Annotated in this window: 20 protein-coding genes and 2 tRNA genes; 6 read left to right on the top strand and 16 right to left on the bottom strand. The window is 62.8% G+C overall.

Annotated features, from left to right (window positions below):
• Positions 1 to 285 precede the first annotated feature (285 nt).
• On the top strand, positions 286 to 1578 hold the full coding sequence (locus KIP88_RS19430) for a M20/M25/M40 family metallo-hydrolase (protein ID WP_214489555.1): 1293 nt from the start codon (positions 286 to 288) through the stop codon (positions 1576 to 1578).
• Between the two features lie 188 nt (positions 1579 to 1766).
• Here KIP88_RS19430 and KIP88_RS19425 read toward each other — a convergent pair whose 3' ends face one another.
• The 6 genes from KIP88_RS19425 to KIP88_RS19400 all read right to left on the bottom strand — a co-directional run bounded on the left by KIP88_RS19425 (position 1767) and on the right by KIP88_RS19400 (position 9128).
• The gene (locus KIP88_RS19425) at positions 1767 to 2153 is read right to left on the bottom strand and encodes a VOC family protein (protein WP_214489554.1); all 387 of its coding nucleotides are present in this window, start codon (positions 2151 to 2153) and stop codon (positions 1767 to 1769) included.
• Between the two features lie 142 nt (positions 2154 to 2295).
• On the bottom strand, positions 2296 to 5163 hold the full coding sequence (locus tag KIP88_RS19420; protein ID WP_214489630.1) for a valine--tRNA ligase: 2868 nt from the start codon (positions 5161 to 5163) through the stop codon (positions 2296 to 2298).
• Between the two features lie 283 nt (positions 5164 to 5446).
• Positions 5447 to 6163 carry a PopZ family protein gene (locus KIP88_RS19415; RefSeq protein WP_214489553.1) on the bottom strand — a complete coding sequence of 239 codons (717 nt, stop codon included), beginning with the start codon at positions 6161 to 6163 and terminating at the stop codon, positions 5447 to 5449.
• Between the two features lie 318 nt (positions 6164 to 6481).
• Positions 6482 to 7888: a TolC family outer membrane protein gene (locus KIP88_RS19410; RefSeq protein WP_214489552.1), complete on the bottom strand. Its 1407-nt coding sequence runs from the start codon at positions 7886 to 7888 to the stop codon at positions 6482 to 6484.
• A gap of 247 nt (positions 7889 to 8135) precedes the next feature.
• Positions 8136 to 8801 carry a protein-L-isoaspartate O-methyltransferase gene (locus tag KIP88_RS19405; protein WP_214489551.1) on the bottom strand — a complete coding sequence of 222 codons (666 nt, stop codon included), beginning with the start codon at positions 8799 to 8801 and terminating at the stop codon, positions 8136 to 8138.
• A gap of 147 nt (positions 8802 to 8948) precedes the next feature.
• Positions 8949 to 9128: a hypothetical protein gene (locus KIP88_RS19400; RefSeq protein WP_214489550.1), complete on the bottom strand. Its 180-nt coding sequence runs from the start codon at positions 9126 to 9128 to the stop codon at positions 8949 to 8951.
• 271 nt (positions 9129 to 9399) lie between these two features.
• Between KIP88_RS19400 and KIP88_RS19395 the strand changes: the two genes are divergently transcribed.
• Positions 9400 to 9474 (top strand) — tRNA-Asn (locus KIP88_RS19395).
• A 357-nt stretch (positions 9475 to 9831) separates the two neighbouring features.
• Positions 9832 to 10560, top strand: a complete 729-nt coding sequence (locus KIP88_RS19390) for a choice-of-anchor K domain-containing protein (protein ID WP_214489549.1) — start codon at positions 9832 to 9834, stop codon at positions 10558 to 10560.
• Between the two features lie 77 nt (positions 10561 to 10637).
• On the opposite strand, the gene KIP88_RS19385 is transcribed toward KIP88_RS19390, so the two are convergent.
• Both KIP88_RS19385 and KIP88_RS19380 read right to left on the bottom strand, forming a co-directional pair.
• Positions 10638 to 11123 (bottom strand): DUF1772 domain-containing protein, encoded by a 486-nt coding sequence (locus KIP88_RS19385; RefSeq protein ID WP_214489548.1) that lies wholly within the window; start codon positions 11121 to 11123, stop codon positions 10638 to 10640.
• 2 nt (positions 11124 to 11125) lie between these two features.
• Positions 11126 to 11851: an SDR family oxidoreductase gene (locus KIP88_RS19380; protein WP_214489547.1), complete on the bottom strand. Its 726-nt coding sequence runs from the start codon at positions 11849 to 11851 to the stop codon at positions 11126 to 11128.
• Positions 11852 to 11952: 101 nt separating this feature from the next.
• Here KIP88_RS19380 and KIP88_RS19375 point away from each other — a divergent pair, with 101 nt between their 5' ends.
• Positions 11953 to 12606 (top strand): TetR/AcrR family transcriptional regulator, encoded by a 654-nt coding sequence (locus tag KIP88_RS19375; protein WP_214489546.1) that lies wholly within the window; start codon positions 11953 to 11955, stop codon positions 12604 to 12606.
• Between the two features lie 15 nt (positions 12607 to 12621).
• On the opposite strand, the gene KIP88_RS19370 is transcribed toward KIP88_RS19375, so the two are convergent.
• Positions 12622 to 12879, bottom strand: a complete 258-nt coding sequence (locus tag KIP88_RS19370; RefSeq protein ID WP_214489545.1) for a hypothetical protein — start codon at positions 12877 to 12879, stop codon at positions 12622 to 12624.
• A 253-nt stretch (positions 12880 to 13132) separates the two neighbouring features.
• On the opposite strand from KIP88_RS19370, the gene KIP88_RS19365 reads away from it, so the two are divergent.
• Positions 13133 to 13312, top strand: coding sequence for a hypothetical protein (locus KIP88_RS19365; RefSeq protein ID WP_214489544.1), 180 nt, complete (start codon positions 13133 to 13135; stop codon positions 13310 to 13312).
• A 58-nt stretch (positions 13313 to 13370) separates the two neighbouring features.
• On the opposite strand, the gene KIP88_RS19360 is transcribed toward KIP88_RS19365, so the two are convergent.
• Positions 13371 to 13444: transfer RNA gene (locus KIP88_RS19360), tRNA-Cys, on the bottom strand.
• Between the two features lie 346 nt (positions 13445 to 13790).
• Between KIP88_RS19360 and KIP88_RS19355 the strand changes: the two genes are divergently transcribed.
• Positions 13791 to 14042, top strand: a complete 252-nt coding sequence (locus tag KIP88_RS19355) for a hypothetical protein (RefSeq protein WP_214489543.1) — start codon at positions 13791 to 13793, stop codon at positions 14040 to 14042.
• A gap of 252 nt (positions 14043 to 14294) precedes the next feature.
• Here KIP88_RS19355 and KIP88_RS19350 read toward each other — a convergent pair whose 3' ends face one another.
• The 6 genes from KIP88_RS19350 to KIP88_RS19325 form a co-directional block, all read right to left on the bottom strand.
• Positions 14295 to 14975: a hypothetical protein gene (locus KIP88_RS19350; protein ID WP_214489542.1), complete on the bottom strand. Its 681-nt coding sequence runs from the start codon at positions 14973 to 14975 to the stop codon at positions 14295 to 14297.
• A gap of 116 nt (positions 14976 to 15091) precedes the next feature.
• Entirely contained in the window at positions 15092 to 15952 is an 861-nt protein-coding gene (locus KIP88_RS19345) for a hypothetical protein (protein ID WP_214489541.1), read from the bottom strand.
• Between the two features lie 409 nt (positions 15953 to 16361).
• Positions 16362 to 16844, bottom strand: coding sequence for a hypothetical protein (locus tag KIP88_RS19340; protein ID WP_214489540.1), 483 nt, complete (start codon positions 16842 to 16844; stop codon positions 16362 to 16364).
• A gap of 208 nt (positions 16845 to 17052) precedes the next feature.
• Positions 17053 to 17784, bottom strand: coding sequence for a tRNA-uridine aminocarboxypropyltransferase (locus KIP88_RS19335; protein ID WP_214489539.1), 732 nt, complete (start codon positions 17782 to 17784; stop codon positions 17053 to 17055).
• A 34-nt stretch (positions 17785 to 17818) separates the two neighbouring features.
• On the bottom strand, positions 17819 to 20923 hold the full coding sequence (locus tag KIP88_RS19330; protein WP_214489538.1) for an efflux RND transporter permease subunit: 3105 nt from the start codon (positions 20921 to 20923) through the stop codon (positions 17819 to 17821).
• On the bottom strand, positions 20924 to 24073 hold the full coding sequence (locus tag KIP88_RS19325) for an efflux RND transporter permease subunit (RefSeq protein WP_214489537.1): 3150 nt from the start codon (positions 24071 to 24073) through the stop codon (positions 20924 to 20926).
• Positions 24074 to 24079: the final 6 nt, after the last annotated feature.

The following is a 24079-nucleotide window of genomic DNA, read 5'->3' as shown; positions in this document are numbered from 1 at the left end:
ACGCTGCCGCGTCCACCGCAACCCGCCCCAACGTTCGTGACGATGGCCAACGCCCCTCTTCTCGGGACGGGATGGCGGGAGTTGTAGGGGTGATTTGGGGCGGGCGAGAAGCGGAATATTTTTGCGGCCGAAACTGGACAGGGCAAATCAGCTTGAAACTGCTGGAGAAAATCGCACAATCGCGCAGGGTCGAGAAGCGTGGCCCACCCCATGTCGCCGCGGTCTCCTGCTTGACGCAGTTGAGTGCCCTCAGTTGACGCGTTGCCGTCATTTGAAAGGACAACCATGTCGCGTCCCGCACGGTTCCCTCTGCATTTCGCCCTCGCCTGTATCGCCGCCTGCACTTTGGTCTTGTCGGCCGTTCCCTCGCCGGCTGGCCCCGTGGAACGCATCCACGATCTGGCGCAGCAAGAAAAAACTCCGCTGCTCGATACGCTGCGCGATCTCGTGAACATCGAATCCGGCAGCAAGGCTGCCGAGGGCCTGGCCCGGCTGGCGGCGTTGATCGGCGAACGCCTGACCCGGCTGGGCGGCAAGGTCGAGATCGTCGAGCCGACCGACATCTACCGGATGGACGACACGCCGCCCAAACCGGGCGCCATGGTGCACGCCGAATTCAAGGGGACCGGCAACAAGAAGATCATGCTGATCGCCCACATGGACACCGTCTACCTGCCGGGCATGCTGAAAGATCAACCCTTCCGCATCGACGGTGATCGCGCCTACGGGCTGGCCATCGCCGACGACAAGCAGGGCATCGCACTCATCCTGCACGCGATAGCGATGCTGCAAACATTGAAGTTCCAAGACTACGGCACGCTGACCGTACTGATCAACGGCGACGAGGAGATCAGCTCACCGGGCTCTCGCAGCACCATCACCCGCATGGCGGGCGAACAGGACGCCGTGTTCTCCTACGAAGCCGGCGGAGAGGACGGCCGCCTGCGGCTGGCCACCAGCGGCATCGGCGCGGCGTACCTGACGGTGGACGGCAAGGCCTCGCACGCGGGCGCTGCGCCGGACAAGGGCGTGAATGCGCTGGTCGAGCTGTCCCACCAGGTTCTGCAATTGAGCGACCTGTCGCGGCGTGACCAGGGCCTGAGCCTGAACTGGACGGTCTCGCAGGCCGGTACCAACCGCAACGTGATCCCGGCACAGGCCACCGCGCAAGGCGACGCCAGGGCGCTGAAGGTGTCCGATTTCACCCAGCTGGAGGCCACGCTGCAGCAACGCGTGAAGAGCAAACGGATTCCCGACGCCAAGGTGCAGCTCCGCTTCGAGATGCGCCGCCCGCCGCTGGAAGCCACGCCCGCTTCGCGCCGCCTGGCCGCCCACGGCGCTGCCATCTACGAGGAATTGGGGTTGCCATTGAAGGTGTTCGACGCGGCCGGCGGCGGCGGTACCGACGCCGCGTTCGCTGCGCTGAAGACCAATGCTGCCGTGATCGAGGGCTTTGGCCTCAGCGGCTACGGCGCCCACTCGAACGACGCCGAATACGTAAAGCTGGAGACAATCGTGCCACGCCTTTATCTGTCGGCGCGCATGATCATGGATGTGTCGCAGGACAAGGTGAAATGAGGCCGGTGCAGCGCATCAAACAGGCCCTAGATGAGGACTGAGAAACCTCAGCCGTCATTGCGAGCGGAGCGAAGCAATCCATACTTTCCTTGCGGGACGATGGATTGCTTCCGCCTTCGCTCATTGAGCTACGGTGGACAAGTCGCTGCGCTCGCAATGACGAGGGCCGGCTACGCTTCCTCCTGCTGCTACTCCGCCCGATGGCAAACCGCCTCGACCTTGTTGCCGTCGGGATCGCGCAGGAAGGCGCCGTAGTAGGCGGCGTGGTAGTGGCGTAGGCCGGGCGGGCCGTCATCGGTGCCGCCGGCGGCGATGCCGGCGCGCCAGAAGGCATCGACCTCGGCTCGTGATTTTGCCTTGAAACACCAGTGGCGGCTGGTGGCCTCGTCCGGCCTAGGACCCCTGTAGATCGCGAGATAGACGCGGTCCGGATACTCGGCGTCGGCCCGCTCGCCATAGCCGAGCCAGCGGTCACTGCGGCCGACCTTGACGACGTCGAGCGCCTGCATGATTGCGTCGTAGAAGCGTTCGGCGGCGGCGAAATCGGAAACGGTGATGGAGACGTGGTCGAGCATCGATTAGGCCCTCGATGATGACTGAGAAACCTCAGCCGTCATTGCGAGCGGAGCGAAGCAATCCATCGTGCCGCATAACGGATAGATGGATTGCTTCGTCGCTTCGCTCCTCGCAATGACGGGGATAGTTCAGCGTCCTGCATCAGGACGCCATCTTCAACCGTTCCAGCGCTTCCTGGAGCTTGGCCTTTCGCTCCACCGCTGCCTCGCGCTTTTCCTTTTCCTCCTCGACGATCTCTTCGGGCGCGTTGGCCACGAATTTCTCATTGCCGAGTTTGGCGTCGACCCGCTTGATGTCCGCGTCGGCCTTGACGATTTCCTTGTCGAGCCGGGCCTTCTCTGCCGAAAGATCAATGACGCCCTTCAGCGGCAGCGCGACCACCTCGCCGCGCACGAGCAGCTGCACCGCGCCTTCCGGCGGGCGATCGGCGAAAGAAATATCCGCCAAGCGCGCCAGGCGTTTCACGGTGTCGTTCCAGCGCTGTGCGCGCTCTTTGGTCTCGGTGGACGCACCCGACAGCACCAGCGGGATCAGCGTTGCCGGCGGGATGTTCATTTCCGAGCGCACCGAACGGATGGCGGTGACGAGATCGACCACCCAGCCGATTTCGGCTTCCGCGGCAGGGTCGCTAAAATCGCCGGCGTCGAGCGCGGCCATGACCGGCGCGATCAGCGGATCGCCCGGCCCTGCCAGCGCCATCGAAGCGATCTGCTCCTCGGTCAACGCGCTCGCCTTGCGCGGCCACTCGGCCAGCACCAAGAGGCCGTCGCGCTTGGCCGTCACCGCCCAGAGCTCTTCGGTGATGAAGGGCATGAACGGATGCAGCAGCTTGAGGATCTCGTCCCGCGCCCAGGCAGTCATGGCGCGGGTCTCGGCCTTCGCGGCGCTCTCTTCGCCCATCAGCACGGGCTTTGCGAGTTCGACATACCAGTCGCAATAGACGTTCCAGACGAAGCGGTAGATCGCATTGGCCGCATCGTTGAAGCGATAGCCCTCGATCGCCTCGGTGACCTCCCGCGTGGCGCGCGAGGTCTCGTGTGCGATCCAGCGGTTCAAGGTTTCCTTTGCCGCCGTCGGATCGAAGCCTGCGGGCTGCTCGCAACCGTTCATCTCGGCGAAGCGGCAGGCGTTCCACAGCTTGGTCGCAAAATTGCGATTGGTTTCGACGAGTTGCGGCGACAGCTTGATGTCGTGGCTGTGAGCCGCGCCGCGCGCCAGCGCAAAGCGCAGCGCGTCCGCGCCAAAGTCGTCGATCACGCCCAGGGGATCGATGACGTTGCCTTTCGACTTCGACATCTTCGCGCCCTTCTCGTCGCGAACCAGGCGGTGGATGTAGACGGTCGAGAACGGCGCGTCCTTCATGAAGTGTAGGCCCATCATCATCATCCGGGCGACCCAGAAGAAGATGATGTCCCATCCGGTGACGAGGACATTGGTCGGGTAATAGCGCTTCAATTCCGGCGTTTCATCCGGCCAGCCGAGCGTCGAGAATGGCCACAGCCCGGAGGAAAACCAGGTGTCGAGCACATCCTCATCTCTGACGATGAAGCCCTCGCGCTTGGGAGGGTCCTGCGCCATCTCGCGCCCCTGCTCTGCCGTGATGACTTCCTGCTCGACATAGTAACCGAGCGCGTTGCCGACGGCTTCCTCTTCGGTCTCGGCGACGAACACCTTGCCGTCAGGGCCGTACCACGCCGGGATCTGATGGCCCCACCAGAGCTGGCGCGAGATGCACCAGGGCTGGATGTTCTCCATCCATTCGAAATAGGTCTTTTCCCAGTTCTTCGGCACGAACTCGGTCGCACCCGAGCGCACAGCCGCGATCGCGGGCTGAGCCATCGTCTTGGCGTCGACATACCACTGGTCGGTCAGATAGGGCTCAAGGACCACGCCGGAGCGGTCGCCATGCGGCACCATATGCGTATTCGGCTCGACCTTTTCCAGGAAGCCGAAATCCTCCAGCCGGGTCACGAGCTTCTTGCGCGCGGCGAAGCGGTCGACGTTGTGCAATTCTTCCGCAAGCTGGTCCGCGCCTTCCGGCAAGCCGCGCAAATAATCCTCGTTGCCCACGAGGTTCATGCAGCCTTCCTGATCAAACACGTTGATCCGCGGCAGGCCGTGACGCTTGCCGACCTCGAAGTCGTTGAAGTCGTGCGCAGGCGTGATCTTGACCGCGCCCGAACCCTTCTCGGGATCGGCGTAATCGTCGCCGATGATCGGGATGCGGCGGCCGACCAGCGGCAGGATCACATGCTGGCCGATCAGATGTCCGATCCGCTCGTTGTCCGGATGAATAGCAACGGCGGTGTCGCCAAGCATCGTCTCGGGGCGCGTCGTCGCCACGACGACAAAAGTCGAGGGATCGTCGGGGCTGAACGTCTTGCCCTCGATCGGATAGCGCAGGTACCAGAGACTGCCCTTGACCTCGACCTGCTGCACTTCGAGGTCGGAGACCGCGGTGAGCAGTTTCGTATCCCAGTTCACCAGCCGCTTGTCTTTGTAGATCAACCCTGCGCGGTGCAACTCGACGAACACTTTTACGACGGCGCGCGACAGCCCCTCGTCCATCGTGAAGCGTTCGCGCGACCAGTCGCAGGAAGCGCCTAGGCGCTTCAACTGATTGACGATGACGTTGCCGCTCTCCGCCTTCCACTGCCAGACGCGCTCGAGGAATTTGGCGCGGCCCAGGTCGCGGCGGCCCGGTTCCTGCCGTTCCATCAATTGCCGTTCGACCACCATCTGGGTCGCAATGCCGGCATGGTCGGTGCCGGGCTGCCACAGCACGTCGCGGCCGCGCATCCGCTCGAAGCGGCAGAGAATGTCCTGCAGCGTGTTGTTCAGCGCGTGGCCCATATGCAGCGAGCCCGTCACGTTCGGCGGCGGGATCACGATGGTGAACGGCGCGGCGTCCTTGCGCTCAGGTCGGCCGGCCTTGAATGCGCCGCTCTCCTCCCAGATCCGGGACATGCGGCTTTCGATATCGGCGGGCTGGTAGTTTTTCTCGATCATGGCACTGCAATTGGAGATGTAGAGGGCGTTCTTGAGCAAATCCGTCGCCGGTCCGCTCAAAGAATGTGAATCGAATCAACGTGGTAGCGCCCGGTTTGGATGTGATCGGCACCGCGCCGCCCCTAGAAAGCCGCCGCAGCGCCTCAAGTCAACCTGACAACTCAGTCTGGGGGCTGCGGGGAGCCACGGTAACGCCGGTTTGAATGTCCGAATGGGGTCCCGGTCGACGCCCGCCGAGGCTGCCTCGAGGCAGCTTCGATGTAGCCTTAACGTAGCCTTGGGGCTAGCGCCCGCCGCGCGAAACCCGCTCGATTTCGGCCTTGACGATCCGCTCCACCAATCCCGGAAGATTGTCGTCGAGCCAGGATTTCAGCATTGGTCGAAGCATTTCCTTGACCAGATCTTCCAGCGTCCGCGCATTGTTGCTCAGCACGGTGTTGGCCAATGAATTGAAGGCGGATTCAACGGCGGAAACCGTCGAATGCGATAAAATTGGTCGTGCCGGCGCGGCGCTCTCGAACGGCGGCTCATAGGCCGGCTGGCGACGTGACGCCTTGGCTTCGGTGAATTCGATGTCGTCCTGCGGCTCGACCTTGCTGAAGGTTGGCGCTGGTGGTGTCGGCTCTGGCAATGCCATCTCGTCGGTGAGTTCAAACACGTCGGCTTCGGGCTCGGGCTGCGCCGGCCTTATGTCCGCCTCGGGCGTCGCCGCATCGAGGCTCGCCAGCATCGCATCGATGTCGTCCTGATTGTTGCTGGCAGCCGGTTCGGGCGCAGGCGGCGGTGGTGGCGGGGCCGGCTTCGGCGCGGCAACCGGCTTCGGCGCCGGCGCAATCGCCGACGGCGGGATATCCTTCATGACGGCCGGCTTCGCGGCGACCGCCGGGCTCGCCGGCTTTTCGGCAGCCGCAGGCTTTGCCTCGTCGTCGGCAATGATGCGACGGATCGACGCCAGAATCTCCTCCATCGAGGGCTCTTGGACCTTTGCAGGTTGCGTCATTTCCGACTCCACATCGAAACCATTTTACACCAAAGCCACGAAGGAATTGCCGGTTCCGGATATGCAGGCCGGGATTTTCATCGCACAAGCCCGACTTGTCCCCAGATCAAGCCCCGCCCGCTGCCCCGCGCGCAGAGTCCTGCTCCCCTCAAAACGACCCCGACGCGCGTCCATGAGATGCAAAGACGCAGGCCACGAATCGCTCAGCTCGCCCCAGAAAAGGTACGTCATGGCCACAATTGATTGCAAGCAAAGCGCCCGGCGCTTCAGGCGCCGGGCGACGATTTCATCCCGCCTGTGCGGAAATTGACTCGGAGGTCAGCGGCCGTCGGGTGTGCGAACGCCGGCCCAGCTGTCGCGCACCTGGTGATAGTGCACACTCGGGTCGTAAACCGTGGTCGGCAGGTTGAGCACTTGCGGCGACAGCCGTCCGATCGTGTTCAGAACCGAGTACGACGCCACCACGCGATCGTGCTGCGCGGTGACGAGCGCGACGCGCGCATTGACCAGCGCCTGCTGCGCGTTCAGCACGTCGAGCGTGGTGCGCTGTCCGGCCTTGGCTTCCTCGCGCACGCCGTTGAGCGCGATTTCCGACGCCTGTACCTGCGATTGGGCGGACTGCACCTGCGCCTTGCCGGCGACGAGCTGTCCCCATGCCGTGACCACGTTGGCACGGGTCTGGTCGCGGGTCTGGTCGAGAACGAGGCGCTGCTGTGCCGCCGTTTCCTTGGACTGGCGGATCAGCGAGTATTCGGCGCCGCCCTGATAGATCGGCACCGAAAGCTGCGTGACCGCGGACGCGCCCAACGACCTGAATTGTATCAGGCTCTGCTCATAGGACTGCTGCACCGAGGCCTGAAACGTGACGGTCGGCAACAGCGCGCCTTCGGCCACCTTGACCTGGAGATAGCTGACGTCGATGCCGAACATCGCCGCGGTGACATTCGGGTTTTGCGTCAGGCCGAGCTCGACGGCAGCCGGCAGCGTCGGTGGCAGGAAGCGATCGACCGGCGAACCCGGCGCAAGCGCTTGCGGCTCGTTACCGATGATGCGGCGGAAGTTCGATCGCGTCGTCGTCAGATTGGCTTCCGCGGTCAGGAGCTGCGTCTTGCCGGCGGCGAGCTGGGCCTCCGACTGCGCAACGTCGGTGCGGGTGACTTCGCCGACATTGAAGCGATCGCGGGTCTGTTTCAGCGTCTGCTCAAGCACGCGAACGTTGCTCTTCTGCACCTCGACGATCGCGGAATCGCGCAGATAGTCCATGTAGATCGTCGCGGCGCTGAGCAGGACGGTCTGTTCGAGTGCGCGCAGGGCTTCGCGCGCGCCGGAAACCTGGCTCTCCGCGGCTCTGGTCCTGTTCGCGGTCTGCTGGCCGTTGAAGAGCGTCTGCGTAACGGTGGCGCCGACGCTGCGCGGCGCATTGGCGCCGACGATAGGGGTTTTAACGAGGTTGGTAGGGTCGCCGCCCTGCGTGCTCAGCGAATCCGTATATTGGAAGCCCGCGCTCGCCGTGACCGCGACCCTCGGGCGATAGCCCGACAGCGCCTGCGGCACGTTCTCGTCGGTGACACGAACCTGCGCGCGCTGCGCATTGAGCTGCGGATTGTTCTGATAGGCGCGCACCAGCGCTGCCTCAATCGTGTCGGCCAAGACGGGCGTCGAGCCCAAGCACACAAATAGAAGGGCCGAAGCCGCAGCTCCGGTAAATTCCTTCACCCCACGCATCCCAAGCAATCCAATCATTTTTGGTCGCCCAGCCAATGACCACGATCGCACATGATCATTAACCGAACGTCGCTTCACCCGAAGTGAGTCCCGGCTCACCTTATTCTGCACGTAAGCTGGACGAAACCACCCCGTAAGCAAACGCCGTCGAAACTCTGCACGTGGGGCAATCTGGCCACACTTCTGATTTCGAAGAGGATTTAGCCGGCCCCGGAGGGCGAATATTGGGCGTGGAAGGGGCGAAACGCTAGAAAACGAAGGCTGGAACACGTTCCATGCCGGGCAGCACCGGGGCAGCGGCATCGAACAGCGTCCGGTGACCGAAATCGCCATGCGAAGAGGTCACGATGGTAGCCCGTGCCGGCCGCGACGTCGCAAAAACGCCCACCAATCGGCCGCCACTGCGCAATTGCGCGTAGAGCTGTTCCGGCACGATCTCGGTTGCGCCGTTCAGCACGATGACATCATAGGGCGCGCTTGCCGGGTCTCCATCGGCCGGCGCCGCGGGACGGACGGTTACGTTTCCACAGCCATTGCTGGCCAGAATCGCCTGCGCCTTCGCCGCCAGCGCCGAATCGCTCTCGGTTGCGGCCACCTGGGAGGCGAATCGGGCGATCACGGCGGCGGCGTATCCGGTGGCACAGCCGACCACCAGGACGCGGTCGGCCTCCTTGATCTCAGCCGCCTGCAGCATCTTCGCCAGCACGACCGGCTTGATCAGGAACCGCGGGGCCGCGCCGCCTTCGCTGACATCGAGATCGAGGTCCAGATAGGCCAGAGCCTGCTTGTTTTCGGGAACGAAGGCCTCGCGCGGCACCGCCAACATGGCATCGAGGATTCGGATATCGGTCACGTCGCTCGGACGCACCTGACCATCGACCATTTTCTGGCGCGCGGTCGCAAAACCGGACATAGGCTAAGACCCTGAGAGCATGCGGCGAGGCCGCAAGAGAACTGGAACCGAGAGCTGAAACCGGGGTCATCTTTGGTACAAGCTTCGGCAAAACGCAACATGCCGGCGCCTGTTGCCGAGCCGCCACCGGAGGTGCTCGAAAGCCGCCTACTCGATCGTCACGGCGAGCCGGGCGATCAGCCGCGCCACCTCATCCAGATGTTCGGTATCATGGGCTTCAATGGCTTGCCCGAGCCGCAGCAGGCATTCGTCGTCACCCATGGCGGGAATGTCGCTTGGGACGATCGAAGGTACCGCGCGGATCAGGTCGGTCGCAATGGCTGGCATCGAATCAGCTCCCGTGAAACCCGGCACGACCGAGCCTTTTGGGCGATTAAGCCGAATTGGCGGCCCGGTCGATCACACCCATGTATGACGAATTGCACAGGCTTGGGTTCCAGCCACCGCTTGCCCCGGGGGCGAAAACGACCACAAATCGTTGCAGCGCAGGGGCTTTCCGGTCCCGCTTCACCTAAGCGCGCAGCCGGTGATTTGGTCCTTTGCAAGCCCGAAAGGCTTTGTTATACGCTCCCCGCTCGCGAACCTTTGTTTCGCCTGTTCCTCGGTAGCTCAGCGGTAGAGCATTCGACTGTTAATCGAATGGTCGCTGGTTCGAATCCAGCCCGGGGAGCCAACACGGCTGGCAATCTCGCCGATTTCCGACCTCTTCCAGCGCGCTACGCACGAGATCCAATCCGCAGCAGTTGCTGCGATTGGTTCGATTTATCTCGGTAAAATCTTTCCGCAAGCGGGAGCATTTAATAATGCGCGCGCTGCCGCGGGAAGCCAGCGCTGACCGGGCCATGCCCTTCCTGCCAGCCGGCCTCTCGACGTTCCACTGCAAAAGCTCCTTCGGGCATGCGTTAACCGCACAATCAGGCCTTGCGCCGGACGCTGGATTTCAATGCTGAGTATTAACGGAATACCTCTTGACCCCCTGTATAAATTCTGAAAAAGTCCCTTTAATTTAAATATTAAAAACGGGGTCGTTATGAGCAAAGCATTTAATATTCTGGCCGTGACCATGCTCGCCAGTCTAGCCCATTCGCAGGCCAGCGCCGCGACGGTCTTGAATTTCAAGAGCGACGCCTATTTCTCGAACGTGTCGAATTGCAGCGGCGGGAGCCCCGGCTGCTCCATCAGCAATGACAAAAACGTGCTGAAAATGTCAGGCGCGACGTGGCCGGGAAATCAGTCGAGCACGATGACCATCACCGATGTCACCAGCCCGGACATCACGACCAACCAGGACGACTACCTCATCGGAAGTATCACCTGGGTGAACCGCGCCACCTACAACACGGACCAGGACTTCAACGTCAAATACACGTTCAGCCTGAAGTTCACGAACCCGAACGTTGATGCTGATTCTCAATTGTTCAAATTGCAGATCACGCAGCCGACGAACCCGACCCCCGACAACGTCTTCAACATCAGCCAAACGACGCTCGACAAACTCGGTCCGTTCACTCTGAACGGTGTCACGGTTTCTGATATTCACTTCGTTTTAGCTGGCGATGGATGGTACAACGGAAACAAGTGGAAGAACGAGGAAGGCCACACCTCGACGCTTGAGATACGGGCAGACTTTAAGTTCGATCCCGTAGCACCCCCTGTCCCGGAAGCTTCAACCTGGGCGATGATGATCCTCGGTTTCGGCGGCGTCGGCTTCATGGCCTATCGCCGCAGGCGTAGCGGGAACGCTCTCACGGCTGCCTGATCTCGCGCACCGGAAACAATCGAAAGCCGCCCCTGATCCGGGCGGCTTTTGCGTTTATCGACAGGTGTGCGGCATTCCTACCTCGCGGCAATCGCCGTAATGAACAGCGCGCACGCCACCGTGGATGAGACCGTCCGCACGTGGTTCCACAACGTCCAGTCCGTCAGATAGCGCGACCACAGCGACGTGGCCTCGGCGCTTGCCGGATCGGCCGCGGCAAGCGCGTTGTTCAGGGGCACGTTGAAGATCATGGTGACGACGAACATGCCGAGCACATAGAGCACGCCGCCGGCCGCCATGGCCATCGCACCGGGCTCGCCCCAGCGCAACAGCGCCGTCACCGCCAGTGCTGCGCTCGCAGCCGTCGTTGCCAGGAAGATCGGCAGGAACAGCGACTGCACGATCGCGACGTTGATCGCATTCATCGCCGCGATGCCTGCGGCCTGCCCGATGCGGCCAAGCGCCGTCATGATGAAGGCCGAAAACGCGAAGTAGAGGCCGGCGAGCAGGCCGCAGCCGATCGCGGAAAACCACAGCAGGCCGACAATCAACATCTGCAGCATGATCATGCCCTCCAGACACCGGTCGCAGCGATTCGGCGGGCGTAATCGGCAAAGTCCCGCGCGGGGCGGCCAAGCGCCTGTTCGACGCCGTGCGCGACATCCGAATTGCGCCCGTCGAGCACGACGGTGAACAACTCGAGCAGAAGCGCGATGTATTCCTCGGGCACATGGGGCCGCATGCCGTCGGCAAATTCTTCCGAACCGATTTGCCGGTAGTGCACCGGCCGCCCCGCGGCGACGACGACCTCGGCGATGTCATCGGCATCGATGAACGGTTCGGGTACGGCTCCGGCCGGCAAGGCGATCTCACCGGCCAGCACGCCGTCGAGCAGATAGCCTTCGGAGAAATTCTGGTCGAACCAGCTTGCGCGCACGATGGTCCAGGGAACGCCGGATTGCTGCAACGCCGCCTCCGCCCGTTGCGCACCCGGCTCGCCGCGGCCCGACAGCAATACGACGCGCTTAAGCCCGTTCTCGCGCGCCAGCCGGCTCACCTCGGCGATCGCGTCACTGGCGCCTTCGACCGCAAGATCCGGCTGGTAGGTGACGTAGGCCATCGAGACGCCGGCAAACGCGGCCGGCCACGTCTCGGACCGGGTCCAGTCGAACGGCACTGACGTCGAACGCGACACCGGCCGTGTCGGGACGCCGCTCGCCCTTAGCAGCGCATTGACGCGCGCGCCGGTCTTGCCCGCGCCGCCGATAATCAGGATCGGAAGTTCTGACATGGATCATCCTCTTCGGATATAATACGAGGATATCTCGTATTTGCCAAACCCGATAAACTCTCGTATTAGTAACGTCAAGTCGCTTTTATGTGAGAGGACCGATGCCGAGGGCAAAAGCCGGACAGAAGACAACCGAAGCAGCCACTTCGGGACTGGCGCGCCTCGTCCCGACCCAGCAGCGCAGCCGCGAGCGGTTCGAGAAAATTCTCGGCAGCGCGGCAGAACTGATGGCTGAAAAAGGCAGCGAAGCCTTCCGCATGAGCGACGTCGTCGAACGCAGCGGCGTGCCGTTCGGTTCGCTCTACCAATATTTTCCGGACAAGACCGCGATCATCGGCACGCTCGCCGAACGCTACAACGCGAGTGGGCGCGACTGCGTCCGGCGCGACCTCGCCGTGGTCAAGACGGCCCGGGATCTGCATCCGGCGCTGTGTCGCATTACCGACAGCTACTACCGGATGTTCATGGAGGTGCCGGTCATGCGCGACATCTGGCAAGCGACGCAGGCCGACCGTGCGCTGCAAAAACTCGACGAGGAGGACGGCGTCTATCTCGCCGGGCTGCTCGGCGACGCGGTACGGCGTATCGCACCCGACGCGCCCGCAACCGCCCTCGCCTCGTTCTCCCAACTGATCATGACGCTGATCGCCGCGACCGTCCGCCATGCGATCACCCAGGACGCGAAGGAAGCTGCCCGCATCCTCACTTTGTTCAAGCGGATGCTGCCGAAGAATCTGGCTGCGCTGGAGATGTAAGGAAGCGGTCGCGACTTACTGCTCGAACACCGCAGCACAAGCCGGGCTCAGGCTCGCCTTCTGCCGGCGCAGGCATGCGGTAATCGCCCGGGCGTTCGGGATCTCGCCGGCGCAGAGGCGGTAGACGTCGGGCGTGCAGGCCCGGCGCTGTTCGGGCGTGCCTTGCTGGGCACCGGCCGAGCCGCTCGCCATCAAGGTGAGCAGGAAGCCGAGCGTTGTAGCCCGGCGGGAACGACGGAGAAGTGCCGCACTTCGCGCAAACCTTGCCTTCATGACCGCATCTCCTGGATCATGCCAGCCTTGACAAGGCAGGCGTCATCCAGCCGAATACGCGAAGTAATTTATGTAAAATGTGATTTTTCTCACACTGAGCCGCAGGTGCGTGGCCCTAGTGTTTGCGCGGAAAACTCAACGCTTTAGTAACCAGCTTTGCCGCGGACATCGAATCGCTAAAATTCGAGTGATCCGCTCAATCTGGAAACAAAATTCTTTTGCGACCGTCGCCTCCGGAACCCCGGAGAGCACGATGAGCGAAGTTGAATACGATTTGCTGCTGGAAGCCGTCCAGACGGCCGTTGCGCCAGCTCCGGAGGATGATTTCGTGGTCCAGACCCAGCGCTCTTATCCGTCGCCGCGTGCCGCCAACGACAACGGGGCCTCTTGGCCGCTGGTTCCGTTTCCTGAAGGTTGGTACGCCGCCTGCTGACCGCGGCCGGCTTGCTGCGGCCTCTCATATAGTCGGCCTAAGCCATTGATTATATGGATGGAGGCCACGACCAGAATTGAACTGGTGTACACGGTTTTGCAGACCGTTGCGTAACCACTCCGCCACGTGGCCCCATCGGGGCGGATCAATACAGGCGATCAATTACTTACGCAACCTTCCTCCTCCGGCCTGTTCTGAAGCTCCGATTCCATCGCATTTTTGAAAACTCACGGGCGCGGTCTGGCGTGGCACCGTCCACCAGCTCAGGTTCAGTGGGCGCCCGAAGTGCGTCGGCCGGTTACCGGTTGCTCGCGAAAGAGCGCGAGTGGCTGATCGGGCACCGGCGCAATTGAAGGCCAGCCCCGGTTAGGCCTCAGCGTTCTCAATCTGGTTCAGCCGAATAAACCTATGTCTGATTGAGAACGGACGAAGTCTGGTTTCTGTAGCTCTCACGACTGACTTAGCTGGATGAGAGCCGATGCCACGCTACTACTTCGACTTTCGAGACGGAGATGATCTAGCATTTGATGATGAAGGACTTGAGTTATCGAGCATCGCGTCCGTGGAGGAAGAGGCCGCGAAAGCCTTAGCAGACATGGCCCGGGATGCAGTGCGCTCCCCAAAATTCGATGGCAGCAAAAACCGTCGAATGGCGGTCGAAGTCAGAAACGAGGCCGGCCCTGTTCTGCAAGTGAAATTCACATTCGAGATCGCCAGGTACCTGAGCTGATTGCCTGAACGAGAGTAGAGCCTCAAGCGGCGGCGCCGAGACCCTTGTTGGGTTGAGGTATCACACCTCGGGGAGAAGATGCGATATCGCTTCCACCCACTTCCTTCGTTCGCGTTCCTAACGTTTGAGACGGCGCTCCAAGCTTGCGACTGCTGCCCACCTTCTTCATTGCGCCCGCGGCTCACGAAATCTCTCTTCTCATCGACAAGCCGCCCGCCCTCGCTGGCGCGGGCTGCGCACACCTAGGGCACCTCAATCAACGGACGTATCGCCGAGACGGTTGTTCCGAAGGCCCAGCTTGGCGGTCCTTGCGCGGATGCCCCCGACCGTTCGCTTCATCTCCAGCGCGATGGCTCTCGGCGGCTTGCCGCTGCCAATCAACGATCGCAACAGGGTATCGTCTTCCGCCGTCCATTCAGCGCCGCTCAGCTGAAAGCGTTCTTCGCGGCTCGCTTCCTTGCTTGGCGGCGCAAACCTCACCCAGCCCAGCGTCTCATGGAAAATGACAACGAAGGCAATCCAGAGAACGATTGCCCGCCCCTCGGACAAGGCGGCGGATTTGATATGTCCTGTGCTGAAGGTAACCGACAACAACGCGTTCAGAGCGGGCCAGATGTCCGCCACGATTGAATTGACGCCATACACATACAGCGAGACGAAGGGGCCGGCGGCGATGGCACCGATGGCCGCAATCAGCCAAAGCGGCAGTCTTCGTCCGGCTGTTTTGCTCACCAATTGGGTGACGAGGCCGGTCAGCCACCAGGGCACAATGGCGAGCGAGAGGACATAGACGGTCGCGCCGGCGCCTCCCATGATGGCCGTATACGGTCCGAGAACGGCCGAAAGCATCGCCAGCACGATCGGAACGCCGCAGAAGAAAACCAGATCGATCAAGGCCTGTTTCGACAGGCGCAAATGCGCAACCAATTCCATCCCGTTGCTCCGCTCCCATTCAACGCATCAGTGATAGTTGGAGAAACGGAACGGAGCAACGTACGGACGCGGACGGCGCACCACCCTCGCCGCCCCGTCCGGATATCGTGCACCGCTCAGACCCCCTCTATTGCCTGAAGCCGCGGCCGGCCAACGGCGGGGTCGAGCGAGCGCCGCAATTGCTCCTCCAGTTCATCGAGCAGGAAGAAGCTGACGTCATCGACGGAACCGCGCCCCTTGGTGAACGGTTGTTCGAGGAGCCGGATCAAATACAGGACATAGACGAACATGTAGGTGATGAACCCAAACAACATGGCCGCGGCCGGATCGCCCTCCGTCTTCAGGAGGAGCAGCAGGACGATGATCGAGAAGACCAGCGTTTGGACGAGGACATGCACCGATGGGACGAATTCGACGCGCTGGATGGTGTAGATGCGAAGCAGCACCCTGCGGATCGCATCCTGATTGGTGCGCAGGCGTACGACGAAATTCGCAGCCATGCCCATGCCCTCCAGTCGACCGAGGACAGGCGTCAGCTTGCCGAGTTCGTCGAGCGCGGGGGAAATGTTCTTGTGGTGGTAGGCACGGCCCAGACCTTCGCGCAGCTTTGCGATGACCTCGATCAGGATCTGCCGCGCTTCCCTGAGATTGAAGCGTTCGTTGCTCCGCGCGAAGCATTCCAGATCGCCGTCGACTGCTTCGATCGCGGTGCGCAGTGCCGTCGGAATCTGCTCGGCTTCCTTGTAATCCTTGAGAATACTCGACAGCAGGAAGCCGATGATGAAGATGGCGCCACCAATGCCGCTTGTCACCAGCCCGTTCAGGTCGAGGAACTCGAACCCGAAATAGTGAACGACTGCCTTGGCGCCGCCGAGTAGCAGGACGATGATGCCGACCGTGAAGAACAGGCGGAATTTCTTCCGGAGGCTGAGTTCGGCGCCACCGAAAGGAAGATACGAGGTGATAGAAGACGACAAACCGCCAATATCCTTTCCCTGGGAGCGCAGAGGGTATGAAAGTGTTGAAGACGAGCCGCCCCCGGCCGCTCGATGCCAGATGCATTTGGCCGCAGATAATCGTTGAGCCTGCAAATGGCTCCCCGTTTCGCGGGGCGGCGTTGGCGACATAACGCCACAATGGCACAGGGTGTGGCATGGCGGCTGGGGCGGCCAGCCGATTTTGACCGCGCTGCTGCTCTCCGGACCCGCCCATTGCGGCCGGACTCACGCGCTTCGAGCAGCGAAAGCGCTCTTCAGCCGAGCAAGCAACTCCGCCAAAAGGTGAACTGCGCTTCGCCTAAATGCCCGGTGCGCCGTTAGAACACCCAGCTAATGGCCGCGACGATGAACGGTGCGGCCATTAGCAGGACCGGCCACAGCCGGAACATCAGGCGGCGAGACTACTACCTGCGGCAATTTTCTTTTTGAGCATCTCGCAGACGGTGCGGACTTCGGATGTCATCAGGGAACAATCCTCAATCTGCAGGAAGTAGCGCTTGCCTTCCTCGCGATAGTTCGCCGCCAATTCCTTGATCTCGGTCACCATGGCGTGAACGCCGGCAACCATCGCCTCACATTTCTTGGCGGCCTCGGACAATTCGGCACCGAGCGCTTCAATCTCTTTCACCGCCGCGTCGTACTCGCGGACCACAGCTTCGGCTGAGAGTTTGCCGACCTGATTGACACCTTCCTTGTGCTCGACGTAGTCGGGCATCGGGTCTTTCAGTAACGGATGATCGTTGTGGCTTTCGGACACTTCTCGAAAGACGGGCACTCGCCGAGTTCTCTGGATGATGTTGCCGATTTCTCCTTCGAGGTCGTCTGCGTCGAGTAACGGAGAACGCGTCAGTATTTCGGTGCTTAAAGTCATTGGACTATCGCTCCAAATTGTTACGCGGAGAGCAAGGAATTTAGCACCGTCAAGATTTGTGTCACCATTGTCCACAGCTGTTTCCGGGCAAACTGGGATTACCTATGCCCTGATACAGACATTGGAACCAAGCGGGTAACGGTACAACACTGTACACCCAACGAGATACACGAACCTCGTCGACATCCCTGTGGTTGAAACGGCGAAGTCAGCCCCGCTTGCGACGGCGATAATCCCGCTTCTTCGGCTTGGGGGCGAGCTCGGGCATTTCGGTCTGCACTTCCCGATACCGTGCCAACATGCGGTCAAAGCTTGCGTTGAGCGTTTCGGCGATTTCAGGCCGCTTCTCCAGACCGGCCAGTAGCAGGCCTGCGGCCTCGATCGTGGAAAGGCCGTCGCGGCGCGGCTCCTTGCGGAGCTGGCCGTAACGCGACGGCCGCTTGGGTCCGAGGATCACCCGCTGGCACTTCAGCATCCACGCGTTGCGCCACCACAGCGCCTTGGCCTGGCTCCAGGTTCCGTCGAGCAGCACGACGCCTTCGATGTCGGAGAGGATGGCGCGCTGGTGCGGCTCGACCTCACCCTTGCGGTTGATCGCGACGATCTCGGCGTCGGTATCGAGATCGGCGACCTTGGCCGAGCCGAGATAAAGCACCGCCCAGCGCGAGGGATCATCGACTTTCCGTCCCAGCGCCTTGGAGAGGCTTGGCCAGGACAGGCCGATTTTGACGACCGCATCGTTGAAATGCATCGCCGTGAGCCGCGCGGTGCCGAGCGTCCTGTCCTGCTCCTGCGGGTGCTGCAGGATCAGGAGGTCGATCCTGCTTTCGATCGGGGTGACGCTGTCGCAGATGCAGAGCGGCAGCGGCTTGCCGCAATGCGGACAGTCCGGGACCACCTCCACGGCGGCTCCGGCCTGGGGATTGGGTTGTTCTGACATCCGCCCGCTATACGCTTCGTGGCCAGTAATTCAACTATTCCGCGGGCGCTGGAAGCGGGGCCGGCCGGGATCGCTGCCGCAGCCGGTCGATCAGGAGGTAGATCACCGGCGTCGTATACAGCGTCAGGATCTGCGAAACGAACAATCCGCCGATGATGGTGATGCCGAGCGGCCGGCGCAGCTCGGTGCCGGGGCCGGTGGCAATAACCAGCGGAATGCCGGCAAACAAGGCCGCCATCGTCGTCATCAGGATCGGCCGGAAGCGGGCGCGGCATGCCTCGAAGATCGCATCCGCCGACGACAGGCCGCGGTTGCGCTCGGCATCGAGCGCGAAATCGACCATCATGATGCCGTTCTTCTTGACGATGCCGATCAGGAGGATGATGCCGACAAAGGCGATCACCGTCAGCGGCGTATTCGTCACCTGCAGGGCGAGCAGCGCGCCGAGCCCTGCGGACGGCAATGTCGAGATGATCGTGATCGGGTGCGCCAGGCTCTCATAGAGCACACCGAGCACGATATACATCGCCACCAGTGCGCCGAGGATCAGCAGCGGCTGCCGCCCGCTGGTCTTGTTGAAATCGCCGGCATTGCCGTCGAAACTGCCGCGGATGCCTTCCGGCATGTGCAGTTCCTCGACCGCGCGCTGGATGTTTGTGGTCGCGACCTCCAGCGGCACGTCGGGCAGCAAATTGAACGAGACGGTCGTCGAGGGAAACGATTGCGAGTGATACACCGCGAGCGGCGACAGGCCGCGCTGGTAGCGCACCACGGCCGACAGCGGTACCTGCGCGTCGTTGGCGCCGGCCACGAAGATGCGCTCCAGATTTGAGGGATCGCTTTGGAACTTCGGGTCGATTTCCAGCACCACCATGTACTGGTTCCGCTGGGTATAGATGATCGAGATCTGCCGCTGCGCGAACGCGTTGTTCAGAGCGTTGTCGATATCCTGGACACGCACACCGAGGCTCGAGGCGGTCTTGCGGTCGATCACCAGCGACAATTGCAGCCCGCCGGGATCGCGGTCGCTCGAAATGTCGGTGATGCCCTCCACCGTCTCCATGCGCTTCGCCACCAGCGGCGCCCATTTCTGCAGCAGATCGAGGTCGGTGCTCGACAGCGTATACTGATAGTCGGAATCGCTTTGCCGGCCGCCGGTACGGATGTCCTGTGCCGCGAACATGAACAGGCGGATGCCGGCGACGCGGTAGAGATTGCGGCGTAGCCGGTCGATCACCTGCGAGGTCGATAGGCCCGCCCTCTCCTCCGGCGGCTTCAGGCTGATGAACATGGTGCCGCGGTTGGAGCCGCCACCGCCCGGGCCGGCGGTGCCGCCGAGCGAGGATCCGACGCCGGCCACCGCCGGGTCGGCCATCACGATATCGGCCAGTTGCTGCTGCAGCCCGAGCATCGCCTGGAACGAAGTGTCGGGGGATGCACGTGTCGCGCCGATCACAAACCCGCTGTCGTCGGTCGGGAAATAGCCCTTCGGCGTCTTGATATACAGCACGACCGTCAGCGCAATCGTGGCAAAGAACACGAGCAGGGTCAGGAACGGGAAGCCCAGCACCGCCCGCAGCGTCCAGGTATAGAAGGAGACGATGCGCGACAGCGTGCCCTCGACCAGGCGATCGAACCAGGTCGCACGGTCCGATGTCGCTTCCTTGATGTAATGCGCGCAGATCATCGGCGTGATCGTGAGCGAGACCACGGTCGACACCACGATGGCGAAAGTCAGCGTCAGCGAGAACTCGCGCAACAGCCGGCCGACGATCCCGTCCATGAAGATCAGCGGCGTAAATGCCGCGATCAGGGACAGGCTGATCGACAGCACCGTAAAACCGATCTGCTTGGCGCCCTCGAGCGCGGCCGGATACGGCGCCATGCCCTGCTCGAGGTTGCGATACATGTTCTCGATCATGACGATGGCGTCGTCGACCACGAAGCCGACGGAGATCGCGAGCGCCATCAGCGACAGATTGTCGATCGAGAATCCGGCGAGCCACATGCCGGCGCAGGTGCCGGCCAGCGCCAGCGGCACCGAGACGCCCGCCGCGATGGTCGGCGTCAGCCGCCGCAGGAACGTGAACACCACCGCCATCACCAGGAAGGCGGTCGCCAGCAGCGTGAACTGCATGTCGAGCACGCTGGCGCGGATGGTGTTGGTGCGGTCGACCAGCGTCGAAATCTCGACGCCGCCCGGCAGCCATTGCTTCAATTCCGGGAGTAGCGCCCTCACCCGATCGACGGTGTCGATGACGTTGGCGTCGCCCTGCTTGGTGATCTGGATCAGGACCGCCGGCTGCTTGTTGAACCAGGCGATCGAGCGGCTGTTGCGAACGGAATCCTCGACGTCGGCGACGTCGGCAAGGCGAACGAAATTGCCGGCCGAGCTCTTGATAATGATGTCGCGGAATTCCGCCGCGGTGCGCATCTGCTTGTTGGTCGAAATCGTCTCGCTCTGGCGGCCACCGTTGAAGATGCCGACCGGCCCCAGCGGATTGGCGTTGATGATGGCGAGCCGCACGTCGTCGGTGGCGATATCAGCATTCGACAGCGCCACCGGGTTGAGCGCGATACGTACCGCAGGCTGGTCGGCGCCAGAGACCGTGACTTCGCCGACGCCCGGCACCTGCGAGATACGCTGCGCGATCACGGTATCGGCGACGTCGTACATCGCGCTCGTCGTCAGCGTCTTCGACGTCAGCGCCAGCACGAACACCGGAGCGGCTGCGGGATTGGATTTGCGGAATCGCGGCAGCGACGGCAGGTCGCTCGGCAGGTCCGCCAGTGAGGCGTTGATCGCGGCCTGCACGTCACGCGCAGCGCGGTCGATGTCGCGGCCGATCGAGAACTGCAACTGGATGCTGGTGGAACCGAGCGAACTGGTCGAGGTGATCTGGTCGATGCCGGCGATCTGGCCGAGCCGCCGCTCCAGGGGGGCTGCGACGGTGGCCGCCATCACGGAAGGGTCCGCGCCCGGACGCGTCGCCGAGACCCGGATCATCGGAAATTCGACATTGGGAACCGACGAGACCGGCAGGAAGACATAGGCGACGATGCCGACCAGAAAGAGCCCGATCGCCAGCAGCGTGGTGCCAACCGGCCGCCGAATGAAGGGCTCCGAGATCGATGCCATCTATTGCATCCCCTCGGTCGCGCCGGCAACCGTCGGCCCGGGGGGCCCTGGGTCCGGTACCGCCTTCTCGATTTTGCGATTGAGCCGGTCGAGCGCCAGATAGATCACCGGCGTCGTGTAGAGCGTCAGCACCTGGCTCAGCAGCAACCCACCGATGATGGAGATGCCGAGCGGAAAGCGCAGCTCGGCGCCGGTGCCGCTTTCGATCGCCAGCGGCAGCGCGCCGAACAACGCCGCCAGCGTCGTCATCATGATCGGGCGGAACCGCAACAGGCAGGCTTGCACGATGGCTTCATGAGGCGACATGCCCTGATGCCGCTCCGCCTCTAGCGCGAAGTCGATCATCATGATCGCGTTCTTCTTGACGATGCCCATCAACAGGATGATGCCGATCAGGCCGATCACCGAGAGGTCCTGCCCGAACAGCATCAGCGCCAGAATGGCGCCGACGCCTGCGGACGGCAGCGTCGAGAGAATGGTGATCGGGTGAATGTAGCTCTCGTAGAGCACGCCAAGCACGATGTAGATGGTGACGATCGCCGCCAGAATGAGCCAGGGCTGGCCGGCCAGCGATTTCGAGAATTCGGCCGCATCGCCCGCATAGACGCCGACGATGCTGCCGGGCATGCCGATACTGGTCTCGATCTTCTTCACCGCCTCGACGGCATCGCCCAGCGCCTCACCGGGCGCGAGGTTGAAACTGAGCGAGACGGCCGGAAATTGCGCGAGATGTGAGATCGCCAGCGGCGCGGTGGTGCGGGTCAGCGTCGCCACCGCCGACAGCGGCACCTGGGCGCCGGGCGCGCCTGCGGTCGTACTCGCGGCCCCCGGCAGATAGAGCTTCGACAGGATCGACGGATCGCGCTGGTACATCGGCATCGCCTCCAGCACCACGCGATACTGGTTGGCCTGGCCGTAGATAGTCGAAATCTGCCGCTGCGCGAAGGCGTCGTTGAGGGTGTCGTTGACCGCCTGGATGCTGACGCCGAGCTGGCCGGCGCGCTGGCGGTTGATGTCGAGCGCGGCGCGCAAGCCGCCTTCCTGTGCTTCCGACGAGACGTCGCGGAACAGCGGATCCCGCCGCATTTCGGCAATGAGCTTCTGAGACCACAGCGAGACCTGCGCCGCATCGGTGCCGGTCAGCGTATACTGGTACTGCGAGCGGCTCGACTGGGTCGAGATCTGCACGTCCTGCACCGGCTGGAAATAGATGGTCATGCCGGGGATCGACGCGGTGCGCTGCTTGAGCCGGTCGACCACGACGGAAATGTCGTCGTGCCGTTCGCCGCGCGGCCGCAGCGTCATCACCAGACGTCCGACATTGGTGGTCGGGTTGACCGAGCCCGCCCCGATCACGGAGACCACGCCGACGACATCCGGATCGGCCTGGATCGCAGCCGCTGCCGCCGCCTGCCGGCTCTGCATCTCGGCAAAGGAAACATCGGGGCCGGCCTCGGTTACCGCGGTGATCGACGCGGTGTCCTGCAGCGGCAAAAAGCCCTTCGGCGCGATCACATACATGACCAGCGTGGCAATGATGGTGGCAAACGTTACCACAAGGGTCGCGCGCTGGCGCTGCAGCACCCACAGCAGCGAGCGATGGTAGAGGGCGACCATGCGGTCGATGAAGCGGCTGACCGCGGCAAGCCCGGGTACCGTCATCTCCTCGCCGACATGCTTGAGCAGCCGCGAGCACATCATCGGCGTCAGCGTCAGCGACACGATCGCCGAGGTCACGACCGCAATCGTCAGCGTGAGTGCGAATTCGCGGAACATGCGCCCGACCAGCCCGGACATGAACAGCAGCGGGATGAAGACCGCGATCAGCGACACCGTCAGCGAGATCACGGTGAAGCCGATTTCGCTGGCGCCCTTCAGCGACGCCTCCATCACGGATTCGCCGTTCTCCATGTGGCGGACGATGTTCTCGATCATCACGATGGCGTCGTCGACCACGAAGCCGGTGCCGATCGTCAGTGCCATCAGCGACAGATTGTCGAGGCTGAAGCCTGCGAAATACATGATCCCGAAGCTCGTGATCAGCGACAGCGGCAGCGCCACGCCCGCGATCAGGGTCGCGCGCAGCGACCGCAGGAACAGCAGCACCACCAGCGTGACCAGCACCACGGAAAGGATCAGCGTGAACTGGACGTCGCGCACCGAGGCGCGAATGGTGACGGTGCGGTCCGAAACGATGGTCAGATTGACGCCGGCCGGGATCGCGCGCTGCACCTTGGGAATTTCCGCACGGATCTGCCGGACCACCTCGATCACGTTGGCGCCGGGTTGCCGCTGGATGTCGATGATCACGGCCGGCGTGCCCTGATACCAGCCGCCGGTGCGGTCGTTCTCCAGCCCGTCGATGATGATGGCGACGTCGCCGATCGTGACCGGCGAGCCGTTGCGATAGGCGATGATGATCGGCTTGTAAGCCTCCGCCGCCGCGATCTGGTCGTTGGCGGCGATGGTGTAGGCCTGCTGCGCGCCGTCGAGCGATCCCTTCGGCCCCGACACATTGGCGCCCGCGATGGCGTTGCGCAGATCCTCCATCGAGATGCCGTAGGCGGCGAGCCGCGCCAGATCGGCCTGCACCCGCACCGCAGGCTTGAGCCCGCCGAGGATGGCAACGCGCCCGACGCCGGAAATCTGGCTGAGCCGCTGGCCGAGGATGGTGTCGGCGATATCGCTCATGGCGCGCAGCGAAATCGTCTCCGACGTCAGCGCCAGCGTCAGGACCGGCGCGTCCGCCGGGTTCACCTTGGCGTAGGTCGGCGGATACGGCAGGTTTTTCGGCAGGATTCCGGCCGCCGCGTTGATCGCGGCCTGCACGTCCTGCGTGGCGCCGTCGATGTCGCGATTGAGGTCGAACTGTAGCGAGATCTGGCTGACGCCGAATGAAGAGGTCGACTGCATCGACGACAGCGACGGAATCTGCCCGAGCTGGCGCTCCAGCGGCGCCGTGATCAACGATGCGATCACGTCGGGGCTTGCGCCCGGCAGTTGCGTCGTCACCTGCACGGTCGGGAAATCGACCTGCGGCAGCGCCGATACCGGCAGCGCCCAATAGCCGAGCGCGCCGCCGATCATCAGCGCGATCCCCAATAGCGAGGTCGCAATCGGCCGGCGGATGAACGGTTCGGAGACGCTCATGGTTGC

The organism is Bradyrhizobium sp. SRL28, assembly GCF_018596315.1.
In the GTDB taxonomy this organism is placed as follows: domain Bacteria; phylum Pseudomonadota; class Alphaproteobacteria; order Rhizobiales; family Xanthobacteraceae; genus Bradyrhizobium.
The sequence above is the reverse complement of the archived record's forward strand: the minus strand, read 5'-3'. Positions and strand labels throughout refer to the sequence as shown.